The 18,833-nt window shown below is 73.9% G+C and carries 17 protein-coding genes; 9 read left to right on the forward strand and 8 right to left on the reverse strand.

The genetic code is table 11. From position 1 onward, the window contains the following. Positions 1-38: 38 nt before the first annotated feature. Positions 39-1,430, forward strand: a complete 1,392-nt coding sequence (locus tag ABB07_RS22820; protein ID WP_208900447.1) for a cystathionine beta-synthase — start codon at positions 39-41, stop codon at positions 1,428-1,430. A gap of 373 nt (positions 1,431-1,803) precedes the next feature. Here ABB07_RS22820 and ABB07_RS22825 read toward each other — a convergent pair whose 3' ends face one another. Beyond that, positions 1,804-2,646 carry a helix-turn-helix transcriptional regulator gene (locus tag ABB07_RS22825; RefSeq protein ID WP_208903576.1) on the reverse strand — a complete coding sequence of 281 codons (843 nt, stop codon included), beginning with the start codon at positions 2,644-2,646 and terminating at the stop codon, positions 1,804-1,806. Between the two features lie 163 nt (positions 2,647-2,809). On the opposite strand from ABB07_RS22825, the gene ABB07_RS22830 reads away from it, so the two are divergent. After that, on the forward strand, positions 2,810-3,571 hold the full coding sequence (locus ABB07_RS22830; RefSeq protein ID WP_208900448.1) for an SDR family oxidoreductase: 762 nt from the start codon (positions 2,810-2,812) through the stop codon (positions 3,569-3,571). A gap of 129 nt (positions 3,572-3,700) precedes the next feature. Here the strand turns inward: ABB07_RS22830 and ABB07_RS22835 are convergent, their stop codons facing one another. Then, positions 3,701-4,144: a hypothetical protein gene (locus tag ABB07_RS22835; protein ID WP_208900449.1), complete on the reverse strand. Its 444-nt coding sequence runs from the start codon at positions 4,142-4,144 to the stop codon at positions 3,701-3,703. A 171-nt stretch (positions 4,145-4,315) separates the two neighbouring features. Between ABB07_RS22835 and ABB07_RS22840 the strand changes: the two genes are divergently transcribed. The 3 genes from ABB07_RS22840 to ABB07_RS22850 all read left to right on the forward strand — a co-directional run bounded on the left by ABB07_RS22840 (position 4,316) and on the right by ABB07_RS22850 (position 7,446). Next, entirely contained in the window at positions 4,316-5,881 is a 1,566-nt protein-coding gene (locus tag ABB07_RS22840; protein WP_244189472.1) for an aromatic amino acid ammonia-lyase, read from the forward strand. Continuing rightward, the gene (locus tag ABB07_RS22845) at positions 5,878-6,771 is read left to right on the forward strand and encodes a MurR/RpiR family transcriptional regulator (RefSeq protein ID WP_208900450.1); all 894 of its coding nucleotides are present in this window, start codon (positions 5,878-5,880) and stop codon (positions 6,769-6,771) included. Before ABB07_RS22840 ends, ABB07_RS22845 begins: the two co-directional genes overlap by 4 nt. Positions 6,772-6,861: 90 nt before the next feature. Continuing rightward, complete coding sequence (locus tag ABB07_RS22850; protein ID WP_208900451.1) at positions 6,862-7,446, forward strand: hypothetical protein; 585 nt, start codon at positions 6,862-6,864, stop codon at positions 7,444-7,446. Here ABB07_RS22850 and ABB07_RS22855 read toward each other — a convergent pair. The 5 genes from ABB07_RS22855 to ABB07_RS22875 form a co-directional block, all read right to left on the reverse strand. Then, entirely contained in the window at positions 7,443-7,817 is a 375-nt protein-coding gene (locus ABB07_RS22855) for a roadblock/LC7 domain-containing protein (RefSeq protein WP_208900452.1), read from the reverse strand. The two genes, ABB07_RS22850 and ABB07_RS22855, sit on opposite strands and share 4 nt — an antisense overlap. Positions 7,818-7,837: 20 nt before the next feature. Further along, the gene (locus ABB07_RS22860) at positions 7,838-8,359 is read right to left on the reverse strand and encodes a roadblock/LC7 domain-containing protein (protein WP_208900453.1); all 522 of its coding nucleotides are present in this window, start codon (positions 8,357-8,359) and stop codon (positions 7,838-7,840) included. A gap of 31 nt (positions 8,360-8,390) precedes the next feature. Beyond that, positions 8,391-9,218, reverse strand: coding sequence for a transcriptional regulator (locus ABB07_RS22865; protein WP_208900454.1), 828 nt, complete (start codon positions 9,216-9,218; stop codon positions 8,391-8,393). Continuing rightward, on the reverse strand, positions 9,215-9,601 hold the full coding sequence (locus ABB07_RS22870; RefSeq protein WP_208900455.1) for a hypothetical protein: 387 nt from the start codon (positions 9,599-9,601) through the stop codon (positions 9,215-9,217). The genes ABB07_RS22865 and ABB07_RS22870 overlap by 4 nt, the downstream gene beginning before the upstream one ends. Positions 9,602-9,781: 180 nt before the next feature. Continuing rightward, positions 9,782-11,197, reverse strand: coding sequence for a type III PLP-dependent enzyme domain-containing protein (locus tag ABB07_RS22875; RefSeq protein WP_208900456.1), 1,416 nt, complete (start codon positions 11,195-11,197; stop codon positions 9,782-9,784). A 105-nt stretch (positions 11,198-11,302) separates the two neighbouring features. On the opposite strand from ABB07_RS22875, the gene hutU reads away from it, so the two are divergent. The 4 genes from hutU (at position 11,303) to hutI (ending at position 16,885) form a co-directional block, all read left to right on the forward strand. Beyond that, a complete protein-coding gene (gene hutU, locus ABB07_RS22880) occupies positions 11,303-12,967 on the forward strand; it encodes a urocanate hydratase (RefSeq protein WP_208900457.1) in 1,665 nt (554 codons plus the stop codon). 152 nt (positions 12,968-13,119) lie between these two features. Next, positions 13,120-14,322, forward strand: coding sequence for an allantoate amidohydrolase (locus ABB07_RS22885; RefSeq protein WP_208900458.1), 1,203 nt, complete (start codon positions 13,120-13,122; stop codon positions 14,320-14,322). Beyond that, positions 14,319-15,656 (forward strand): formimidoylglutamate deiminase, encoded by a 1,338-nt coding sequence (locus tag ABB07_RS22890; protein ID WP_208900459.1) that lies wholly within the window; start codon positions 14,319-14,321, stop codon positions 15,654-15,656. The genes ABB07_RS22885 and ABB07_RS22890 overlap by 4 nt, the downstream gene beginning before the upstream one ends. Before the next feature lie 53 nt (positions 15,657-15,709). After that, the gene (gene hutI, locus ABB07_RS22895; protein ID WP_208900460.1) at positions 15,710-16,885 is read left to right on the forward strand and encodes an imidazolonepropionase; all 1,176 of its coding nucleotides are present in this window, start codon (positions 15,710-15,712) and stop codon (positions 16,883-16,885) included. A gap of 163 nt (positions 16,886-17,048) precedes the next feature. On the opposite strand, the gene ABB07_RS22900 is transcribed toward hutI, so the two are convergent. Further along, positions 17,049-18,650, reverse strand: coding sequence for an RICIN domain-containing protein (locus ABB07_RS22900; RefSeq protein WP_208900461.1), 1,602 nt, complete (start codon positions 18,648-18,650; stop codon positions 17,049-17,051). Positions 18,651-18,833: the final 183 nt, after the last annotated feature.

The raw sequence follows: 18,833 nt of genomic DNA on the forward strand, positions 1-18,833 counted from the left end.
CTAAGACCACATCTCTTTTGCAGCAACCGGAGACAACGGTGCAATTCCACGACTCGATGATCAGCCTCGTCGGCAACACCCCGCTGGTGCGGCTCAACAGCGTGACCCAGGGCATCCAGGCGACCGTCCTGGCCAAGGTGGAGTACTTCAACCCGGGCGGCTCCGTGAAGGACCGCATCGCCCTGCGCATGATCGAGGCCGCCGAGCAGAGCGGCGAGCTCAAGCCGGGCGGGACGATCGTCGAGCCGACCAGTGGCAACACCGGTGTGGGCCTTGCCATCGTGGCGCAGCAGAAGGGGTACAAGTGCATCTTCGTGTGCCCCGACAAGGTCTCCACGGACAAGATCAACGTGCTGCGGGCCTACGGCGCCGAGGTCGTGGTGTGCCCGACCGCCGTCGCTCCCGAGCACCCGGACTCCTACTACAACGTCTCCGACCGGCTCGTCCGCGAGACCCCGGGCGCGTGGAAGCCCGACCAGTACTCCAACCCCAACAACCCGCTCTCGCACTACCACTCGACCGGCCCCGAGCTGTGGGAGCAGACCGAGGGGAAGATCACCCACTTCGTGGCCGGCGTGGGCACGGGCGGCACCATCTCCGGCACCGGCCGCTACCTGAAGGACGTGAGTGACGGCCGCGTCCAGGTCGTCGGCGCCGACCCCGAGGGCTCGGTGTACTCCGGCGGCTCCGGGCGGCCGTACCTGGTCGAGGGCGTGGGCGAGGACTTCTGGCCGACCGCCTACGACCGCACCGTCGCGGACGAGATCGTCGCCGTGTCCGACAAGGACTCCTTCCAGATGACCCGCCGGCTGGCCAAGGAGGAGGGCCTGCTGGTGGGCGGCTCCTGCGGGATGGCCGTCGTGGCGGCGCTGCGAGTGGCCGAGCGGCTGGGTCCGGACGACGTCGTGGTGGTGCTGCTCCCGGACAGCGGCCGCGGCTACCTCAGCAAGATCTTCAACGACGAGTGGATGGCCGACTACGGCTTCCTGGAGGACGAGGGCCCGAGCGCCCGCGTCGGCGACGTGCTCAGCGACAAGGCGGGCGGCATCATCCCCTCCCTGGTGCACATGCACCCGGAGGAGACCGTCGGCCAGGCCATCGAGGTGCTGCGCGAGTACGGCGTCTCGCAGATGCCGGTCGTCAAGCCGGGCGCCGGTCACCCGGACGTGATGGCCGCCGAGGTCGTCGGGTCCGTGGTGGAACGGGAGCTGCTGGACGCCCTGTTCAACAAGCGCGCCTCGCTCGACGACCCGCTGGAGAAGCACATGTCCGCCCCGCTGCCCCAGGTCGGCTCCGGCGAGCCGGTCGGCGACCTGATGTCCGTGCTCGGCTCCGCCGACGCGGCGATCGTCCTGGTCGAGGGCAAGCCCACCGGCGTGGTCAGCCGGCAGGACCTGCTGGCCTTCCTGGCCAAGGGCGGAAAGCAGTAGCGAACCCCCGGTGAACTGTGGGTTTACGGGCACGACTTCAGGTGAGGCGGGGTTCGCGGAAGTGGTACGAGCGTGTCACGTGCGCGCAGCACCCGCTTAACACGCGTCCGGCAGATTAGTGGGTGTCGGCAGGGCGGGAGCGGCTCCCCGCCCCGGCCGGCGCCGAACGGCGCCTAGGACCTCCGGAGCGGCTCCCGGACCTCCATGGACGCCACGGACGCGAGATGCCGGCCCTGACCCGGCCCGCGTCCCTCGCGGGGACCGCCGTCGTCCCGCCCCCCAGCAATGGGGGTGCGGCGGTCCCCGCGCAAGCCCCCTTTGCGCCTCAACCGGCGCCGCCCTCGCGGACGTGGTCGCTCGCCGTCGTGGTTCCTCAATGCGTGGTTGCGGTCGTCGCTTTCCAACTTCCCAGCAAGGCAAGGCGTTCCGCCGTCTCCGAGCCCGGTTCCGGGGTGTACACCACGATCACCTGGTCCGGGGCCGCCGGGATCGTGAGCGTCTCGAACGGCAGGGTCAGCAGGCCGGCCACCGGGTGCCGTACCTTCTTCACGCCGTACGCGCACTCCCTGACCTCGTGGTCCGCCCACATCCGGCGGAAGTCCTCGCTCTTCAGGGAGAGTTCGCCGACCAGCGCGCACAGCTCGGCGTCGTCGGCGTGGCGTCCCGCGTTCACGCGCAGGTGGGCCACCGTCTGGGCGGCGACCGCGTGCCACTCGGGGTAGAGGTCGCGGCCGGCGGACTCGAGGAAGACCTGCCGGGGGATGTTCCGCTCCGCCGCCGTCACGCGGCTGAAGCCGTTCAGCGCGTCGCCGAGGGCGTTCCACGCGAGCACGTCCATGCGGGGGTTCAGCACGAACGCCGGGCTGCGCTCCATGCCGTCCAGCAGGATCTGGATTCCGGGACGGACGCGGGGCCCCTCGGACCGCTGCCGCCGCCCCCGTCGCCGGCGGGGCCGCGCCACCGTCCGCAGATACGCCTGCTCGGTCTCGTCCAGCCGCAGCACCCGGGCGATCGCGTCCAGCACGGCGTCGCTCACGCTCGTACCCCGGCCCTGTTCCAGCCGGATGTAGTAGTCGACGCTGACCCCCGCGAGCTGGGCCACCTCCTCGCGGCGCAGGCCCGGTACGCGGCGCCGTCCGTGGCCGGGCAGCCCCACCTCCTCGGGCTGGATCCGTGCACGTCGCGAGCGCAGGAAGTCGCCGACTTCCCCTTCCAGCCAGTCCCCGTCCATGGGTCGATCGTAGGGGAGCCGCCGGACGCCGTCCTGGTACTGGCAGACCCAGGAAAACCGCATCCCTGGGTACGGCCGCCGGACCGGGCGAGGCTGGTGCCAGCCGCCGGGGAGCCGCCCCGGCCGCCCACACCCAGGGGGAACACCCATGTCGTACGAGAACCTGTCCGGCCGCACCGCCGTCGTCACCGGAGCCGCCAGCGGCATCGGCGAGGCCCTCGCGCTGCGGCTCGCCGCAGACGGCGCCCGGGTGGCGCTGCTCGCCCGGCGCGCGGACCGGCTTCAGGCGCTGGTGGAGAAGATCCGGGCCGACGGGGGCGAGGCGCTCGCCGTGGCCGCCGACGTCACCGACGACGCGTCCGTGGCGGCCGCCCGGGACCTGGTGCACGAGACCTTCGGCGCCGTCGACCTCGTCGTGAACAACGCCGGAGTCATGCTCCCGAACCCCGTCGCCGACGGCCGGCTCGACGAGTGGCAGCGGATGCTCGACACCAACGTCACCGGGGTGCTGCGGGTCATCCGTGCCTTCGGCGCCGACCTGGTGGCCGCCGCCGGTGCGGGCCGCACCGCCGACCTGGTGAACGTCTCCTCCATCGGCGCCCACATCCCCTTCCCCAACTACGCGGTGTACGGCGCCACGAAGGCCGCCGTCACCTATCTCTCGCAGTCCCTGCGCACCGAGTTCGGGCCGCAGGACGTGCGGGTGACGAACATTGAGCCGGGACTGACGGAGACCGAGCTGAAGGACCATGTCGACAGCACCGAGCTGTCCGGGCAGCTGGACGGCATGCTGGAGGCGATCGGTGCCCTCTCGCCGGCCGAGGTCGCGGACGTCGTCGCCTACGCCGCCAGCCGGCCCCGGCACGTCAACCTCCGCCAGATCGTGGTCCTGCCGACCCGGCAGGCGTGAACCGGCGGCCTGCTCGGCCGGACGACCCGGCAGGCGTGAACCGGCGGTCGCGGTCCGCTCGGCCGGACGACCCGGCAGGCGTGAACCGGCGGTCCGTTCGGTTGGTCGGCCCGGCGGGCCCGGCCGGGCTCAGTCCTGCCGGTCGGAGCGGTCGCGGCGGCCGGTGAGCAGCTCCGGGTTGAGCCGTACCGCCTGGGCGAAGTTGACGCCGACGATGCCGACCCAGGCGGCCACCGTCCCGGCCGTCCCGGCGACACCGCCGGCCACGGCGGTCAGCGGGATCGCCAGGACCAGCGAGATGATCGCGAGCCCGAAGCGCTCCGGCCAGGTGTCGGCGTTCTTCGGGCGCCGGGCGCCGCGGGCGGTCGCCAGCTGCTGCTCGGCCAGATGACGGCGCACCCGGCGGTCCACCGCGTCGTCGATCCGCTGCTCGACCTTCTCCAGGAAGGAGTCGACCAGCGCCGTCTCGTACTCCTCGCCCAGCTCCCTGCGGGTCTGCAGGGTGGCGTCGAGTTCCTTCCGCAGGTCCGGATCCCTCTTCAGGTCGCTGTCCCGCGAGTCCAGTGCGCTCATGGGCTCAACCCTAGGGAGCGCCCCCGCCCCGCGCACTGGGGACAACCCCCCTCTTGGCGCCCTTGCGTCTTGCCCGTGTGCATAACTTCATGCAGAGTTCTTGCTGTGTGAATAGTTGGTCGGTGGGTCGGCGTTGATCCGGTGCGACGGATCGAGGGGAGCGTGGGTGTGATGTCGTCACGCATCGCGGACGCGCCGCAGTCCGCGCCGCGGTCCGCGCCGCCGGCCGTGCCGCAGTCCACGCCGCCGTCCGTGCCGTCCGCGCGGTCCGGGCCCCTGGTCCTGGACGGCTCCGGACTCGGCGTCGAGGACGTCGTGCGGCTCGCCGACGGGGCCGCGCATCCCGTCCCCGGGGCCGGGGCGATGCGGCGGGTGGAGCACTCCTGGCACGCCGCCCGGCGGATCGCCGCCACCGGGCGCGTCTACGGCCGCTCCACCGGCGTCGGCGCCAACCGGAACGAGGACGTGCCCACCGAGGCCGCCGCCGGCCACGGCCTGCGCCTGCTGTGCAGCCACGCCGGCGCCATCGGCGAGGAACTCCCCGCCCGGCAGGTCCGCGCGATGCTCGCCGTCCGCGTCAACCAGCTGCTGGCCGGCGGCGCGGGCCTCAGGCCCGGCGTGGTCACCGCCCTGTGCGAGGCCCTGGACACCGGCGCGCACCCGGTCGTCAACGAGTTCGGCTCCGTCGGCACCGGCGACATCGCCGCCCTCGCCCAGGTCGGGCTCGCGCTCGCCGGGGAGCACCCCTGGCGCGGCGCCGGCGCCCCCGCCCCCCAGCCCCTCGACAACAACGACGCCCTCGCCCTGATCAGCAGCAACGCCCTCACCCTCGGCCAGTCGGCGCTCGCCCTGCACGAACTGCGCGGGCTCATCGGCGCCACGCAGGTCGTCGCCGCGCTGTCCCTGCTCGCCGTCGACGGCTCCCACGAGGCGTACGCCGCCCCCGTGCACGCCGCCCGCCCGCACCGGGGCAGCGCCGAGGTGGCCCGGCGGATGCGGGAGCTGATCGGCGCCGCCGACCGGCCCACCCCGCCGCTCGGCCGCATCCAGGACCCCTACGGCTTCCGCTGCCTGCCCCAGATCCACGGCCCGGCACACGACGCGGCCGACGCCCTGGAGCAGGTGCTGACCGTGGAGATCAACGCGGCCGCCGAGAACCCGCTCATCGCCCCCGAGGACCTGGCCGCCTACCACCACGGCGGCTTCTACCAGGCCCAACTCGCCCTCGCCCTGGACCACTTCAGGCTCGCCCTGATGCAGGTGGCCCGGCTGTCCACGTCCCGCCTGTCCACGCTCAACGAGCCCGCCTACACCCGGCTGCGCCCCTTCCTCGCCGATCAGGAGCCGGCCTCCTCCGGCGTGATGATCCTGGAGTACGCGGCCGGAGCGGCCCTCGGTGACCTGCGGGCCTTCTCCGCGCCCGCCTCGCTCGGGCACGCTGTACTCTCCCGGGGCGTCGAGGAACAGGCGAGCTTCGCCTCACTCGCCGCGCGGCAGACCCTGCGCGCGTGCGGTGCGTATCGTCTGGTGGTCGGCTGTGAGCTCGTCGCCGCCGTCCGCGCGCTGCGCCAGCGCGACCTGCGACCCGACCCCGGGCTGCCGGCCGGGCGGGCGTTCGCGCTCGCCGAGTCGGTCCTCGACGCCGACCCGGCCGACCGGCCGCTCACGGACGACGTGACACAGGCGGCCGCACTGCTCGACCGGTTCACGGACATCTGGAGGGGGAGCGCGTCATGAGCGTGGACAGGGATACCGGTGCGGACGCCGTGGACGGTGCCGCGTCCGGTGGCGTGACCGACAGTCCCGCGAACCGGCTGCAGGCGCTGTTCGAGGGCCACCGGCTCACGCCGACGCAGCGCCGGATCGCGCACAGCATGGTCCGGCGGGCCGCCGACGTGCCGTTCCTGTCCAGCGTGGAGCTGGCCGAGCTGGCCGGGGTGAGCCAGCCCTCGGTGACCCGGTTCGCCGTGGCGCTGGGCTTCGACGGCTATCCGGCGCTGCGCAAGCACCTGCGCGAGGTCGTCCCCGCCGAACCGGCCGCCGAGGCGGGCACCTTCAACGAGTACCAGCAGGCCGTCGAGGCCGAGATCGAGAACCTCAGGCACCTCGCCGACCTGCTCGCCGACCCGCGCCCGGTGCAGCGGGCCGGCCGGATCCTGGCCGCCTCCCGCCCGCTGCCGGTGCTCGGCCTGCGTGCCGCCGCCTCCCAGGCGTACGGCTTCGCCTACTTCGCCGCCAAGGTCCACCCGGACGTCCGGCTGCTCAACGAGGGCGGCACCATGATCCAGGACCGGATCGACGCCGCCGTCCGCGCGGGCGCCTCCGCGCTGCTGTGCTTCGCCCTGCCCCGGCATCCGCGCGAGGTCGTCGACACCCTCGCCTACGCCAAGGACGTCGGCCTGACCACCGTCACGGTCGCCGACTCCGCGTTCGCGCCGGTCGCCAAGTACTCCGACCTGCTGCTGCCCGCAGCCGTCGGCACCGGGCTCGCCTTCGACACCGCGTGCGCGCCGATGCTGCTCGGACGGGTGCTGCTGGAGGCGGTCTGCGACGACCTGCCCGAGGCGCAGGCGCGGCTGGAGGAGTTCGACGCGAAGGCGGCGGGCCGCGGGCTCTTCGTGGAGTGACGTCCGGGGTCTCTCAGACTCGTCTCACTTTCTGCTATTAGCTTCCTCACCAGACACGAGCGCTGTGGACACGTGACACGGGAGGCTGACGTGGCGCGCGGAGGACAGGGGCTGGCCCGGGTGGCCGTCGTCGTACGGGCGGGGGCAGCCCCGCTGTGGTGGAGCGGGGTGTTCGCCGCGGGGGTCGGGGTGCTGCCGCCCGGGCTGACCGGGCGGCGGATCGGGGTGCTCGCCGGGGCCGCGCTGTTCCTCGTCGGCGCGGCGGCCGTGGCACTGGTGCGGCGGGGCCGGTACGGCGCCCTCGCCCGCGGCGCGGCCCGCGCGGGCAAGTACGACGTGCTGCAGGACCGTGCGGTGACCGTGCGCAACTGGCGCCGGGGCCACCGCTGGTGGCTGCTGTCGGCCTTCGCGGCGGCGCTCGGCTCCTCCTTCGCGGTGCCGGCGGCCGGCGGCATGCTGCTGGCCGGGCTCGGCACCGGGCTGCGGCTGAAGGCCGCCTGGATCGGGCGCCGCGAACGCGCCGCGGAGACGCTGCTGTGGGTCCGCGTCGACTGGCTCGACCGGCGCGGCGGGAGCCCGGCGGGCAAGGCCGTCAAGGGCCTGCGCGGTACGGGCATCGCGGCCGGCGACGCGGCCCCGGGCGGGGCCCGCCGCCGTACCGCAGCTCTGGTCTAGACCTCCAGCTCCGCTTCGATCTTCTTCAGCTGGTGCCGGGCCATCGCCAGGTTGGCCCGGGCGGCGTCGAGGACCAGGTACAGGAACAGGCCGTTGCCGCCGCGGCCCTTGAGCAGGCGGATCAGGTGGTACTGGTCCGTCAGCGTGATCAGGACGTCCTCGATCTCGCCCTTGAGGCCCAGCATCTCCATCGTGCGCATCTTGGCGCGGATCACGTCGGTGTTGCCCGCGGCGGCCACGTTCAGGTCGAAGGTCTTGCTGCCGCCGATCGTGCCCAGCGCCATGCCGCTGGTGTAGTCGACGAGCGCGACGCCGGTGGCGCCCTCGATGGAGGTGAGGGCTTCCTTCAGCGCGGTCTCGGTGTTGGCCATGGTGGATCCTCTCGAACGGTTCAACTGTCGGTTGCGGTGCGCGCGTCGGCGCTCGTGGCGCGGGGCGTGCGGGTGGTGCGGGTCGTGCGGGTACGGGCCGGGGGTGCGGAGCTGACCGAGCCCAGCGGCCGCCCGGCGCGCCCGGCCTCCCGGGCCGAGGCGTCGGCGGCGTCGAGCAGCTCCCCGATGCGGGCTCCGGAACGGCGGCCCTCCAGATGCAGCCGGCCGACGTTGACCCGGTCCCCGGCGAGCAGGGTCAGTACGGCGGTGCGGCCGGCCGCGTACGTGGCGACATAGCCGCGCTCGCCGCGCACCAGCAGCTCCCGGAAGCCGCCGTTGCCGGTGGCGTCGGCGACCCGTACGGCGACGCCGAGCGCGGCGGCGGTGAGTGCCGCGAGGCCCTCGGGGTCGACCCCGGGCGTGTCGTGGGCGACGACGAGACCGTCGACGCCCGCCGCCAGGGCGCCGGTGAGCTGCGGTACCCGGTTGCGCAGCTGGTGCAGCTCGTCCTGGACGGCCCCCAGGTCCTTCTCGGACACCATCAGCTCTCTCCTCTCGGCGGGGCGGTGCCGTTCAAAGCGCCTCCAGCGCATCCCTGAGCCTCTTCAGCAGCGCGATGTCGGGGTCGGTGACCTGGGGTGGGGGCGGCGGTGCGAGCTCCGCGACGACGGGTGCCCGGGGCGCGACATGGCCGGCCGCGGCGAGCCTGCGTACGTCGACCAGGGTGTGGAAGGCCTGCCGGCCCAGGTTCCGGGCGATCTGGGTGGCCGTGCGGACGCCGTCCACGCGGTCCAGGACCGCCCGCTGCCGGGGCGTGACCGGCGCGGCGGCGGCCCGTGCGGCGGCGGCCGGGGCGGCGGCCGGGTCCGCGCGGATCAGCGGGGCGCTGTCGGCGGCCGGGTCGGGCCACAGCCGGTGCAGCAGCAGCCGGCGGCGCAGCGTCTCGCGTTCCAGGGCGACGACCGGGACCGAGGGCAGCGGGCCCAGCCGGGGCGTGTTGTCGTACCGGAAGCGGCCCGGGGTGCTGCTCGGCGCCAGCGCGAAGTACCCGGCGTCGTAGAGCGCGTCCAGCTGGCACAGCTCCAGCGCGCCCGCGGGCAGCAGCCCTGACTCCAGCAGCAGTTCGGCGGCGTGCGGCGGCCCCGAGGCCCGGTCGGCGGCCCGCTGCCAGGCGTCGGCCGCGAGGGTGCCGTGGGCCGTGAGGAGCACGTCGAGACCGGGGGCGAAGGGGCTCTCGGCGTGCACCACGCGGCCCTCGGCGAGGTGCAGGGTGCCGTGCTCGCGGACCAGGACGCCGGTGGCCCGCTCCTCGGCGAGCCGGGTCAGCATCGGCGAAAGGGCCCGGCCCGCCGAGGTGTCCCGCACCGGCAGGGGCGGCGGAGGTATCTGGGTCACGGTCATCCCAGCACCAGCCGGGCCGCCATCTCGGCGAGTCTGATCCGGGCGAGCGCGAGGTTGCCCTCCTCGCGGCCGAGCCACAGGTGCAGGAAGACGCTGCTGTCGAAGGACGTGTCCACGAACCGCAGCAGGTGGTAGCTGTCGCGGTTGCTGACGATCACGTCCTCCACGGTCGGCTGCCCGTCGTCGGCCCGGGTCGCGAAGGCGCCGTGCTCGGCGGCCATCCGGGCCAGTTCGGCGGCCTCGGCGGCGGTCGTCTCGTGATCGCCGCCTGGCGCCTCCCCGACCGTGCCCAGGGCCAGTCCGCTCGTCCAGTCCACCAGCGCCGCCCCCCGGGCACCGGGCAGTCGCATCGCTTCCAGCAGGCACTCGTCGATTCCGGGCACCGGTGGCTCCCCTCCCGCCTGGGTCTCCGGCTGAGTGACAGCGACACTACGCACCGTGCGCGGAAAAGGGGGAGCCTTTGGCATTTTCCAGTGGAACATGCGTCCGGCGTACTAGCGTAGGTCAACTGAGCTCTGCGGCAGGCGAGTTGATCCATTCGTCGGAGGGGTGCCGGGGGTGCGTCAACGGCTTCCCGGTGCCCACAGGGTGGTGAGCGCGTCCGCGTGCGCCCCGCCGGATTCGGCCACCACCTCGGCGACGGTCTGCGGCTCCCGTACGGCCGCGAAGGCGACCCCTCCCGAGCCGTCCGGCGCGAAGCCGTAAATGCCCGGACGCACAAGGGAGTTGTAGGCGTAGTGGTGGGCGAAGCAGTACGCGCCCGTGTCGAGCGCGGCCGCGTAGTCGCCCTGTTCCAGCAGAGGCAGCGCGCGCCCCTCCGCCAGCAGGTCGCCCGAGAAGCAGGCCGGCCCCGCCACGTCCTGCACCACCTCCGGCCCCGGCTTCGGCCGCCCCTTGGCGTCGTACGCGGCGATCCTCAGCGGCCACGCCCCGGGCGCGTACACCGTCCGCGTCGCCACCTGCACGCCCGCGTGCGTCACCGCGATCCGCCGCCCGCCCGCGCTCTTGGCGTACTCCACCCGGGCCACCACCGTCCCGTGCTTGGCCAGCAGCGACCGCCCGAACTCGGTCACCAGCCCGTACCGCCCGTCGAACAGCCCCGGCACCCGCTCGGCCAGCAGCCGGGCGTACTGCGCGTACGAGGGTGCCGTCGCCTCGGCCGCGAAGTTCACCGGCAGTCCGCCGCCGATGTCCAGCGTGTCGATCTGCCGCCGCCCGGCCCGCTCGTTGATCTCCTGTGCGAGCGCGTACGTCTCGGCCACGCCCCGCGCCAGCAGCGCCGGCGGAATGCCCTGCGAGCCAGTGTGCGCGTGCAGCCGGGTCAGCCACGGCCGGTCCAGATACGCCCGTACGACCCACTCGCGCGCCCCCTCGTCGCGCAGCGCCACCCCGAACTTGGAGGTCTCCGTCGCCGTCGAGGTGGCCCCGATCGAGCCGCCGCCGATCTGCGGGTTGACCCGGAGGCCGAGCGGGGACCTGGTCGGGGCTGACCGCACCAGGGCGTCCAGCCGGTGCAGCTCCTGCGGGTTGTCGGCGTTCACCGCGATGCCCAGGGTCAGCGCCTCGCGCAGCTCGGCGGGGGTCTTGGCGGGCGAGTCCAGCACGGTCCGGGCCGTCGGCACCCCGGCCGCCCGCGCCAGCGCCAGCTCGCCCGGGCTCGCCACCTCGGCGCCGATGCCCGCCTCGCTCAGCAGCCGCAGCACCGGCACCAGCGGGGTCGCCTTCACCGCGAAGGCGTGCAGCACCGGTGTCCCGGGCGGCACGACGGCGTCGAACGCGGCCCGCAGCGCCGCCGCCGACGCGCGGATCCCGGTCACGTCCAGCAGCCCGGCCACGGCCGCGTCCGGCCCCAGCAGCCCCTGCTCCACGGCGGCCCGCACCGCCTCGTCCCGCCGCGCGGCGCGCTCCCGCGCCTCCCTGTCGAGGTCCGGCTCCACGGCCTCTCCCCTCGTGTCCCTTCGTGTCCGTCTCGCGTACATCCAGCCAAACACCGGCGACGGGCGGACAGGGTCGCCCGATGTATTGACTAGTTCTATTCAGGAAGACAGGATGTGAATAGACGTAGTAACAGGAGGAGGCAGACGATGTCGGGACCCCGCCCCGTACGAGCACCGCGCGGCACGGAACTGAGCGCCCTGGGATGGCAGCAGGAAGCCGCCCTGCGCATGCTGCAGAACAATCTCGACCCCGAGGTCGCGGAGCACCCCGACAAGCTCGTCGTCTACGGCGGCACCGGCAAGGCCGCCCGTGACTGGCGCTCCTTCGACGCCATGGTCCGCACCCTGAGGACCCTCAAGCAGGACGAGACCATGCTGGTCCAGTCCGGCCGCCCGGTCGGCGTGATGCAGACCCACGAATGGGCCCCGCGCGTCCTGATCGCCAACTCCAACCTGGTCGGCGACTGGGCCAACTGGGAGGAGTTCCGCCGGCTGGAGGCCCTCGGCCTGACCATGTACGGCCAGATGACCGCCGGCTCCTGGATCTACATCGGCACCCAGGGCATCCTCCAGGGCACCTACGAGACCTTCGCCGCCGTCGCCGCGAAGAAGTTCAACGGCACCCTCGCCGGGACGATCACCCTGACCGCCGGCCTCGGCGGCATGGGCGGCGCCCAGCCCCTCGCCGTCACCATGAACGACGGCGTGGCGATCTGTATCGACTGCGACCCGCGCGCCATCGAGCGCCGCATCGAGCACCGCTACCTCGACGTCAGGGCCGACTCGCTCGACCACGCCCTCCAGCTGGCGGTGGAGGCCCGGGACCAGCGCAAGCCGCTGTCCATCGGCGTCCTCGGCAACGCGGCCGAACTGGTCCCGCAGCTGCTCGAGATGAACGCCCCCATCGACATCGTCACCGACCAGACCTCCGCCCACGACCCGCTGTCCTACCTGCCGGTCGGCGTGGCCTTCGAGGACATGGCCGACGCCGCCGCCAAGGACCCGGCCGGCTTCACCACCCGCGCCCGCGAGTCCATGGCGAAGCACGTCGAGGCCATGGTCGGCTTCATGGACGCCGGCGCCGAGGTCTTCGACTACGGCAACTCCATCCGCGGCGAGGCCCAGCTCGCCGGTTACGACCGGGCGTTCGCCTTCCCCGGCTTCGTCCCCGCCTACATCCGCCCGCTGTTCTGCGAGGGCAAGGGCCCCTTCCGCTGGGCGGCCCTGTCCGGCGACCCCGCCGACATCGCCAAGACCGACAAGGCGATCCTGGAGCTGTTCCCGGAGAACGAGTCCCTGGCCCGCTGGATCAAGATGGCCGGTGAGCGCGTCCACTTCCAGGGTCTGCCCGCGCGCATCTGCTGGCTCGGCTACGGCGAGCGCGACAAGGCCGGCGAGCGCTTCAACGACATGGTGGCCTCCGGCGAGCTGGCGGCCCCGCTGGCGATCGGCCGCGACCACCTGGACTGCGGTTCGGTGGCCTCGCCGTACCGCGAGACCGAGGCCATGCTCGACGGGTCGGACGCGATCGCCGACTGGCCGCTGCTGAACGCCATGGTCAATGTGGCCTCCGGTGCGTCGTGGGTCTCCATCCACCACGGTGGTGGCGTGGGGATGGGGCGGTCCATCCACGCCGGGCAGGTGACCGTGGCCGACGGCACGAAGCTGGGTGGCGAGAAGATCCGGCGCGTGCTGACCAACGACCCCGGAATGGGTGTCATCCGGCATGTGGACGCGGGGTACGACATCGCGGAGTCGGTTGCGGCCGAGCGTGGGGTGCGGGTGCCGATGCGTGAGGGTGACGGCGCGTGACCGTTGGTGAGGCGGGGCACGGCAACTCTCCGGCGGGGGCTGAGGCCTCGCCGCCGGGTGCGGGTTCGGCTGTGCCCACCCGTTCCGCCCTGCGGAACGACTGCCCACAGCCTGGGGCGACTTCCGCCCCAAGCGCCCCCTCCTTCCAGGAGATGTGGCGCGAGCTGCTCCCCATCGGACGGCATCCCGACTCCGGTGGCTACCGGCGTTATGCCTGGACCGGTGCCGACGGCGAGTGCCGGGCCTGGTTCAAGGAGCAGGCCGAGGGGCGCGGGCTGACGTACGAGGTGGACCGGAACGGGAACCAGTGGGCCTGGCTGGGGGATCCGGGCGCCGGGGACGCCGTGGTGACCGGGTCGCACCTCGACTCCGTGCCGGATGGCGGGGCCTTCGACGGACCTCTCGGGGTTGTGTCCTCCTTCGCGGCTCTCGACGAGCTGCGGAGCAGGAACGTGCGGTTCACCAAGCCCCTCGCCATCGTCAACTTCGGGGACGAGGAAGGGGCCCGGTTCGGGCTCGCCTGTGTCGGGTCGCGGCTCACCGCCGGGCAGCTGACCGTCGAGCAGGCCCACCGGCTCACCGACGGGGACGGGGTCAGCCTCCCGCAGGCCATGGAGGCCGCCGGGTACGACCCCGAGGCCATCGGAGCGGACCCGGAGCGGCTGGCCCGGATCGGCGCCTTCGTGGAGCTGCACGTCGAGCAGGGACGGGCCCTGGACCTGTCCGGCGACCGGGTCGGCATCGCCAGCGCCATCTGGCCGCACGGCCGCTGGAGGTTCGACTTCCGGGGTGAGGCCAACCACGCCGGCACGACCCGGCTGGTCGACCGCCGCGACCCGATGCTGTCCTACGCCGAGACGGTGCTCGCCGCCCGCCGCGAGGCCGAACTCGCCGGTGCCGTCGCCACCTTCGGGAAGATCGCCGTCGAGCCCAACGGGGTCAACGCGATCCCCTCCCTGGTGCGCGGCTGGCTCGACTCCCGCGCCGCCGACCAGGAGACCCTGGACACGGTGGTCGGCGGCGTGGAGAAGGCCGCGCGTGAGTACGCCGACGCCCACGGCATCGACCTGGACGTGGTCAGGGAGTCCTTCACCCCGGTCGTCGAGTTCGACCACGCCCTGCGCGAGGAGCTCGGCCGCATCCTGGGCAGGGACACCGGCCTGAAGGTGCCCGTCCTCGGAACCGGGGCCGGACACGACGCCGGAATCCTCTCCGGCAGCATTCCGACCGCCATGCTGTTCGTGCGCAACCCCACCGGTGTCTCGCACTCCCCGGCCGAGTTCGCCGCCGAGGACGACTGCGTGGCCGGGGTGCGCGCGCTCGCCGACGTACTGGAAGGGCTGGCCTGCAGGTGACCAAGCGGACCTACTGGTTGGAGCACGCCTGGCTCGGCGACCGGGTCGAGCCGGGCGTCGTGCTCGAGAGCGAGGACGGGCGGATCGGTGCCGTGCGCACCGGGACGCCCGCCCCGCCGCCCGGCGCCGAGGTGCTGCGCGGGCTCACCCTGCCGGGGCTCGCCAACGCCCACAGCCACGCCTTCCACCGGGCGCTGCGCGGCACCGTCCAGGTCGGCAGCGGCACCTTCTGGACCTGGCGCGAGGTGATGTACTCCGTCGCCGGCCACCTGACCCCGGACAGCTACCACGCCCTGGCGCGCGCGGTGTACGCCGAGATGGCGCTGGCCGGCGTCACCTGCGTCGGCGAGTTCCACTACGTGCACCACGCGCCCGGCGGCACCCCCTACGCCGACCCCAACGCCATGGGTGAGGCGCTGATCGACGCCGCCGCCGAGGCCGGCATCCGGATCACCCTCCTCGACACCTGTTATCTGTCCTCCGGCTTCGGTGAGCGGCCCAACACCCACCAGCTGCGGTTCTCCGACGGCAGCGCGGAGGCCTGGGCCGAACGCTGTGCAGTTCTCAAGGAGCGGGATCACGCGCGGATCGGGGCGGCGATTCACTCCGTACGGGCCGTGCCGGCCGGGCAGTTGGCCACCGTGGCGGGATGGGCCCAGCAGCGGCGGGCCCCGCTGCACGTCCACCTGTCGGAGCAGACCGCCGAGAACGACGCCTGCCTCGCCGCGCACGGCCGCACGCCCACCCGGCTGCTCGCCGACCACGGTGTCCTCGGGCCGCGCACCACCGGTGTGCACAACACCCACCTCACCGACGAGGACATCGCCCTGATCGGCGGCTCGGGCACCGGCACCTGCATGTGCCCGACGACCGAGCGCGACCTCGCCGACGGCATCGGCCCGGCCGCCGCCCTGCAGCGGGCCGGCTCCCCGCTCTCCCTCGGCTCCGACAGCCACGCCGTCATCGACCTGCTGGAGGAGGCGCGCGCGATGGAGCTGAACGAGCGGCTGCGCACCCGCACCCGGGGGCACTGGACGGCGGACGCCCTGCTGCGGGCCGCCACCGCCGACGGCCACGCCGCCCTCGGCTGGGACGAGGCCGGCACCCTCGAACCCGGCGCCCTCGCCGACTTCACGACGATCGCCCTGGACTCGGTCAGGACAGCGGGACCGCTGCCCCGGCTGGGCGCCGAAACGGCCGTATTCGCGGCGAGCGGGGCGGACGTACGGCATACGGTCGTGGGCGGGCGGCATGTCGTACGCGACGGGGCGCACACGCTGGTGCCCGATGTGCCGTCGGCGCTCGCGGACGCCATCGACGCCCTGCGCGGGTGAACCCCGCGCGCCCGAAGTCCGCCGACCACCCTTCGGCCACCCACGAGGACACCATGAGCAGCAGCACCGTCATCACCAACATCGCCACGCTGGTCACCAACGACCCCTCCCTCGGTGACGGCTCCCCCCTCGGTCTGATCCAGGACGCGGCCGTCGTCATCGACGGCGACCGCGTCGCGTGGACCGGTGAATCCAGCAAAGCACCCGCCACTGACAACCGGGTCGACGCGGGCGGCCGCGCGGTGCTGCCGGGCTTCGTGGACTCCCACTCGCACCTGGTCTTCGCCGGGGACCGCACGCAGGAGTTCAACGCCCGCATGTCCGGCCGCTCCTACACGGCGGGCGGCATCCGCACCACGGTCGCGGCCACCCGGGCGGCGAGCGACGCGGAACTGGAGGCCAACCTCACGCGTTACCTGGACGAGGCCCTCCGCCAGGGCACGACGACGTTCGAGACGAAGTCGGGCTACGGCCTCACCGTCGAGGACGAGTCCCGCGCCCTGCGCCTCGCGGCGAAGCACACCGACGAGGTGACGTACCTCGGTGCGCACATCGTCTCCCCGGACTACGCCGACGACCCGGCCGCCTATGTCGCCCTGGTCACCGGCGAGATGCTGGACGCCTGCGCGCCGCACGCCCGCTGGATCGACGTGTTCTGCGAGAAGGGCGCCTTCGACGGCGACCAGGCCCGCGCGATCCTCACGGCGGGCAGGGCGAAGGGCCTCCACCCCCGCGTCCACGCCAACCAGCTGTCCTACGGCCCCGGCGTCCAGCTGGCCGTCGAACTCGACGCGGCCAGCGCCGACCACTGCACCCACCTGACGGACGCGGACGTCGACGCCCTGGCCGGCGGCAACACGGTGGCCACCCTGCTGCCCGGCGCCGAGTTCTCCACCCGCGCCGAGTGGCCCAACGCCCGCCGCCTGCTGGACGCGGGCGTGACGGTGGCCCTGTCCACGGACTGCAACCCGGGCTCGTCCTTCACGTCTTCCGTGCCCTTCTGCATCGCCCTGGCCGTGCGCGACATGCGGATGACCCCGGACGAGGCGGTCTGGGCGGCCACGGCGGGCGGCGCGGCGGCCCTGCGCCGCACCGACATCGGCCGCCTCGGCCCCGGCGCCCGGGCCGACCTCACCCTCCTGGACGCGCCCAGCCACGTCCACCTGGCCTACCGCCCGGGCGTGCCCCTGGTCAGCGGGGTGTGGCGGCGCGGCGAACGCGTGGTCTGAGCGGGCGGCGCCGCACGGGAAGCGGCCCGCCCCAACTCACCGCGCCCCCGCCCAACTCACCGCGCTCCAGCGCGCCTCACCGCGCCTCGCTCAACTCACCGCGCTCCAGCGCGCCTTACCGCGCTCCAGCGCCCTGCCCGCCTTCGGCGCGCCCCTCCCCGCATCACCGCGCCCCCGCCCCCCACCGCTGCTCCCGGCCGCCGTCCAGGGGCTCCAGGGACACGCCGTCCCGGCCGTCCGGGGTCACCGCCGTCTCGATGGCGATGTCGGGGCGGATGGTGCCGTCGGGGTCGATGGTGAAGCGGAGGTTGTCGCCGTTGCCGCCGTAGACCGAGTCGCAGGTCCAGATGCCCACACCGCGGTCGGTCGAGCCGCGGCTGTCCAGGCAGAAGCGGTCGTCGGCCGCGGAGCGCAGCACGCCCAGGTAGGTGTCGAACCGCCAGCGCTGGGTGTCGGCGGAGGAGCAGGGGGCCGTGACGACGTCGTTGCCCTGCGACAGATCGCCGTCGCGGATGTCCAGGCAGCGGCCCGTCGCCTGGTTCACCACCTGGGCGAAGGAGGTGCCGGGCGGGGCGAACGAGGGCGTCGGCGTGGGCGTGGGCTTCCGGGTGCGCGGCGGGTGCGTGGCCGGGCGCGACGGACTCGGTGTGGGCGAAGGCGGCCTGGACGAGGGCGACTTGGTGGGGGAGGGAGACGGGGACGGGGTGACGGAGACCGTCGCCGTCACCGTCACCGGTGGCGGCGCGGGCGTCGCGGCCGTCGGCTGCTGGTCATCGGTGTGCGCCGGGGTGAGGACGAACACCAGGAGCGGGGTCAGGGCCACGCCCAGGGCCGCCGAGGCCAGCAGGACGCGCCGCCGGGGCGGCCAGGACGGACGTACGGCACGGGCGCCAGGAACGCCGGGCGAGCCCGGAGCGGCCGGGGGATCCCCGGCGCGCAGGTACGCCGTTCCGCTCCACGGCAGCAGGCCCTCCGCCAGGGTCTCCCGGGGCGCGTCCCGCAGTGCCCGCAGGTCCTCGAACGCGGCCGTGCAGTGCGGGCAGCGGGCCATGTGGGCGTCCAGGTCGGGGCTGCGGCGCGGGCCGTCCGGCCGTACCGCCTCCTCGATCAGCCGGCGGAAGTCGGCGCACTGCGGGTCGTCGGAGGCGGCGAGACGGTCGCGCAGGCAGGCCTGGGCCAGGGCCTTGAGGGCCTGCGGGGTGCCGTAGGCCACGTCGACGCCGCTCAGGCCGAGGAAGGCGGCGGTGCGGTGCTGCGGCTCCCCCTCCAGCACGCCGTACCAGATCAGGCCCTGGGTACGGGAGGGCAGCGAGCGGAACGCCGGGAGCAGGGGCGGGGTGGGGCCCTCGGGCAGGCCGGACGCGTTCAGGACGAGCAGCAGTCCGGGGTCGACGCCGCCGGATCGCTCGTCGCGCGCCCAGCCGGCCGCCAGCCGTGCGGTGAGCAGCAGCAGCCGGTGGCGCAGCGGGACGGCCGGGTCGACGCCCCGGGCCGTCTCGCGGGCCGCCGTGGTGAGGACATCGGCCGCCAGCCGACGGGCGGCGGACTCGCCCGCGGCGCACAGCCGGGCGTAGGCCAGGACCGCCGGGTGGTGCCGGCGGCGCAGTTCCTGCAGGGCGGGGTACGCCGTCGCGGTGGGGGAGCGGAGCAGCTCGGTCAGCCGGGCGTCCGGCGCGTCCTCGTACTCCACGCCCGTCCCGGTGCCGCCCCTCCCGGGTCCACCCGCCTCGGTTCCGCCCGTCCCGGTGCCGTCCCCCTCAGCCATGCGTCCAGCCTCCTCGCACCCCGGGGCACCGCGCCGTTGCGGCCCCGGTCTCACATACCGGCCAGTAGCCGGTTCGAGGGGCCATAGTGGTCGAGGGGGCTGGCCGAAAAAAGGGGTTACTCTGGGTAACCGCATAACGGTTGGGATCACGGGGCCAGTTGGCCCCAAAGGCCGTCAAGAACC

It is taken from the genome of Streptomyces incarnatus (genome assembly GCF_001027185.1).
Classification (GTDB): Bacteria; Actinomycetota; Actinomycetes; order Streptomycetales; family Streptomycetaceae; genus Streptomyces; species Streptomyces puniciscabiei.

Excerpts from the sequence above, each read along its gene's own strand:
- hutI (WP_208900460.1), top strand. The coding sequence starts at position 15,710 with ATGAGCAGCAGCACCGTCATCACCAACATCGCCACGCTGGTCACCAAC.
- ABB07_RS22885 (WP_208900458.1), top strand. The coding sequence starts at position 13,120 with ATGTGGCGCGAGCTGCTCCCCATCGGACGGCATCCCGACTCCGGTGGC.
- ABB07_RS22840 (WP_244189472.1), top strand. The coding sequence starts at position 4,316 with ATGTCGTCACGCATCGCGGACGCGCCGCAGTCCGCGCCGCGGTCCGCG.
- ABB07_RS22855 (WP_208900452.1), bottom strand. The coding sequence starts at position 7,817 with ATGGCCAACACCGAGACCGCGCTGAAGGAAGCCCTCACCTCCATCGAG.
- hutU (WP_208900457.1), top strand. The coding sequence starts at position 11,303 with ATGTCGGGACCCCGCCCCGTACGAGCACCGCGCGGCACGGAACTGAGC.
- ABB07_RS22835 (WP_208900449.1), bottom strand. The coding sequence starts at position 4,144 with ATGAGCGCACTGGACTCGCGGGACAGCGACCTGAAGAGGGATCCGGAC.
- ABB07_RS22830 (WP_208900448.1), top strand. The coding sequence starts at position 2,810 with ATGTCGTACGAGAACCTGTCCGGCCGCACCGCCGTCGTCACCGGAGCC.
- ABB07_RS22865 (WP_208900454.1), bottom strand. The coding sequence starts at position 9,218 with ATGACCGTGACCCAGATACCTCCGCCGCCCCTGCCGGTGCGGGACACC.
- ABB07_RS22860 (WP_208900453.1), bottom strand. The coding sequence starts at position 8,359 with ATGGTGTCCGAGAAGGACCTGGGGGCCGTCCAGGACGAGCTGCACCAG.
- ABB07_RS22900 (WP_208900461.1), bottom strand. The coding sequence starts at position 18,650 with ATGGCTGAGGGGGACGGCACCGGGACGGGCGGAACCGAGGCGGGTGGA.
- ABB07_RS22845 (WP_208900450.1), top strand. The coding sequence starts at position 5,878 with ATGAGCGTGGACAGGGATACCGGTGCGGACGCCGTGGACGGTGCCGCG.
- ABB07_RS22875 (WP_208900456.1), bottom strand. The coding sequence starts at position 11,197 with ATGTACGCGAGACGGACACGAAGGGACACGAGGGGAGAGGCCGTGGAG.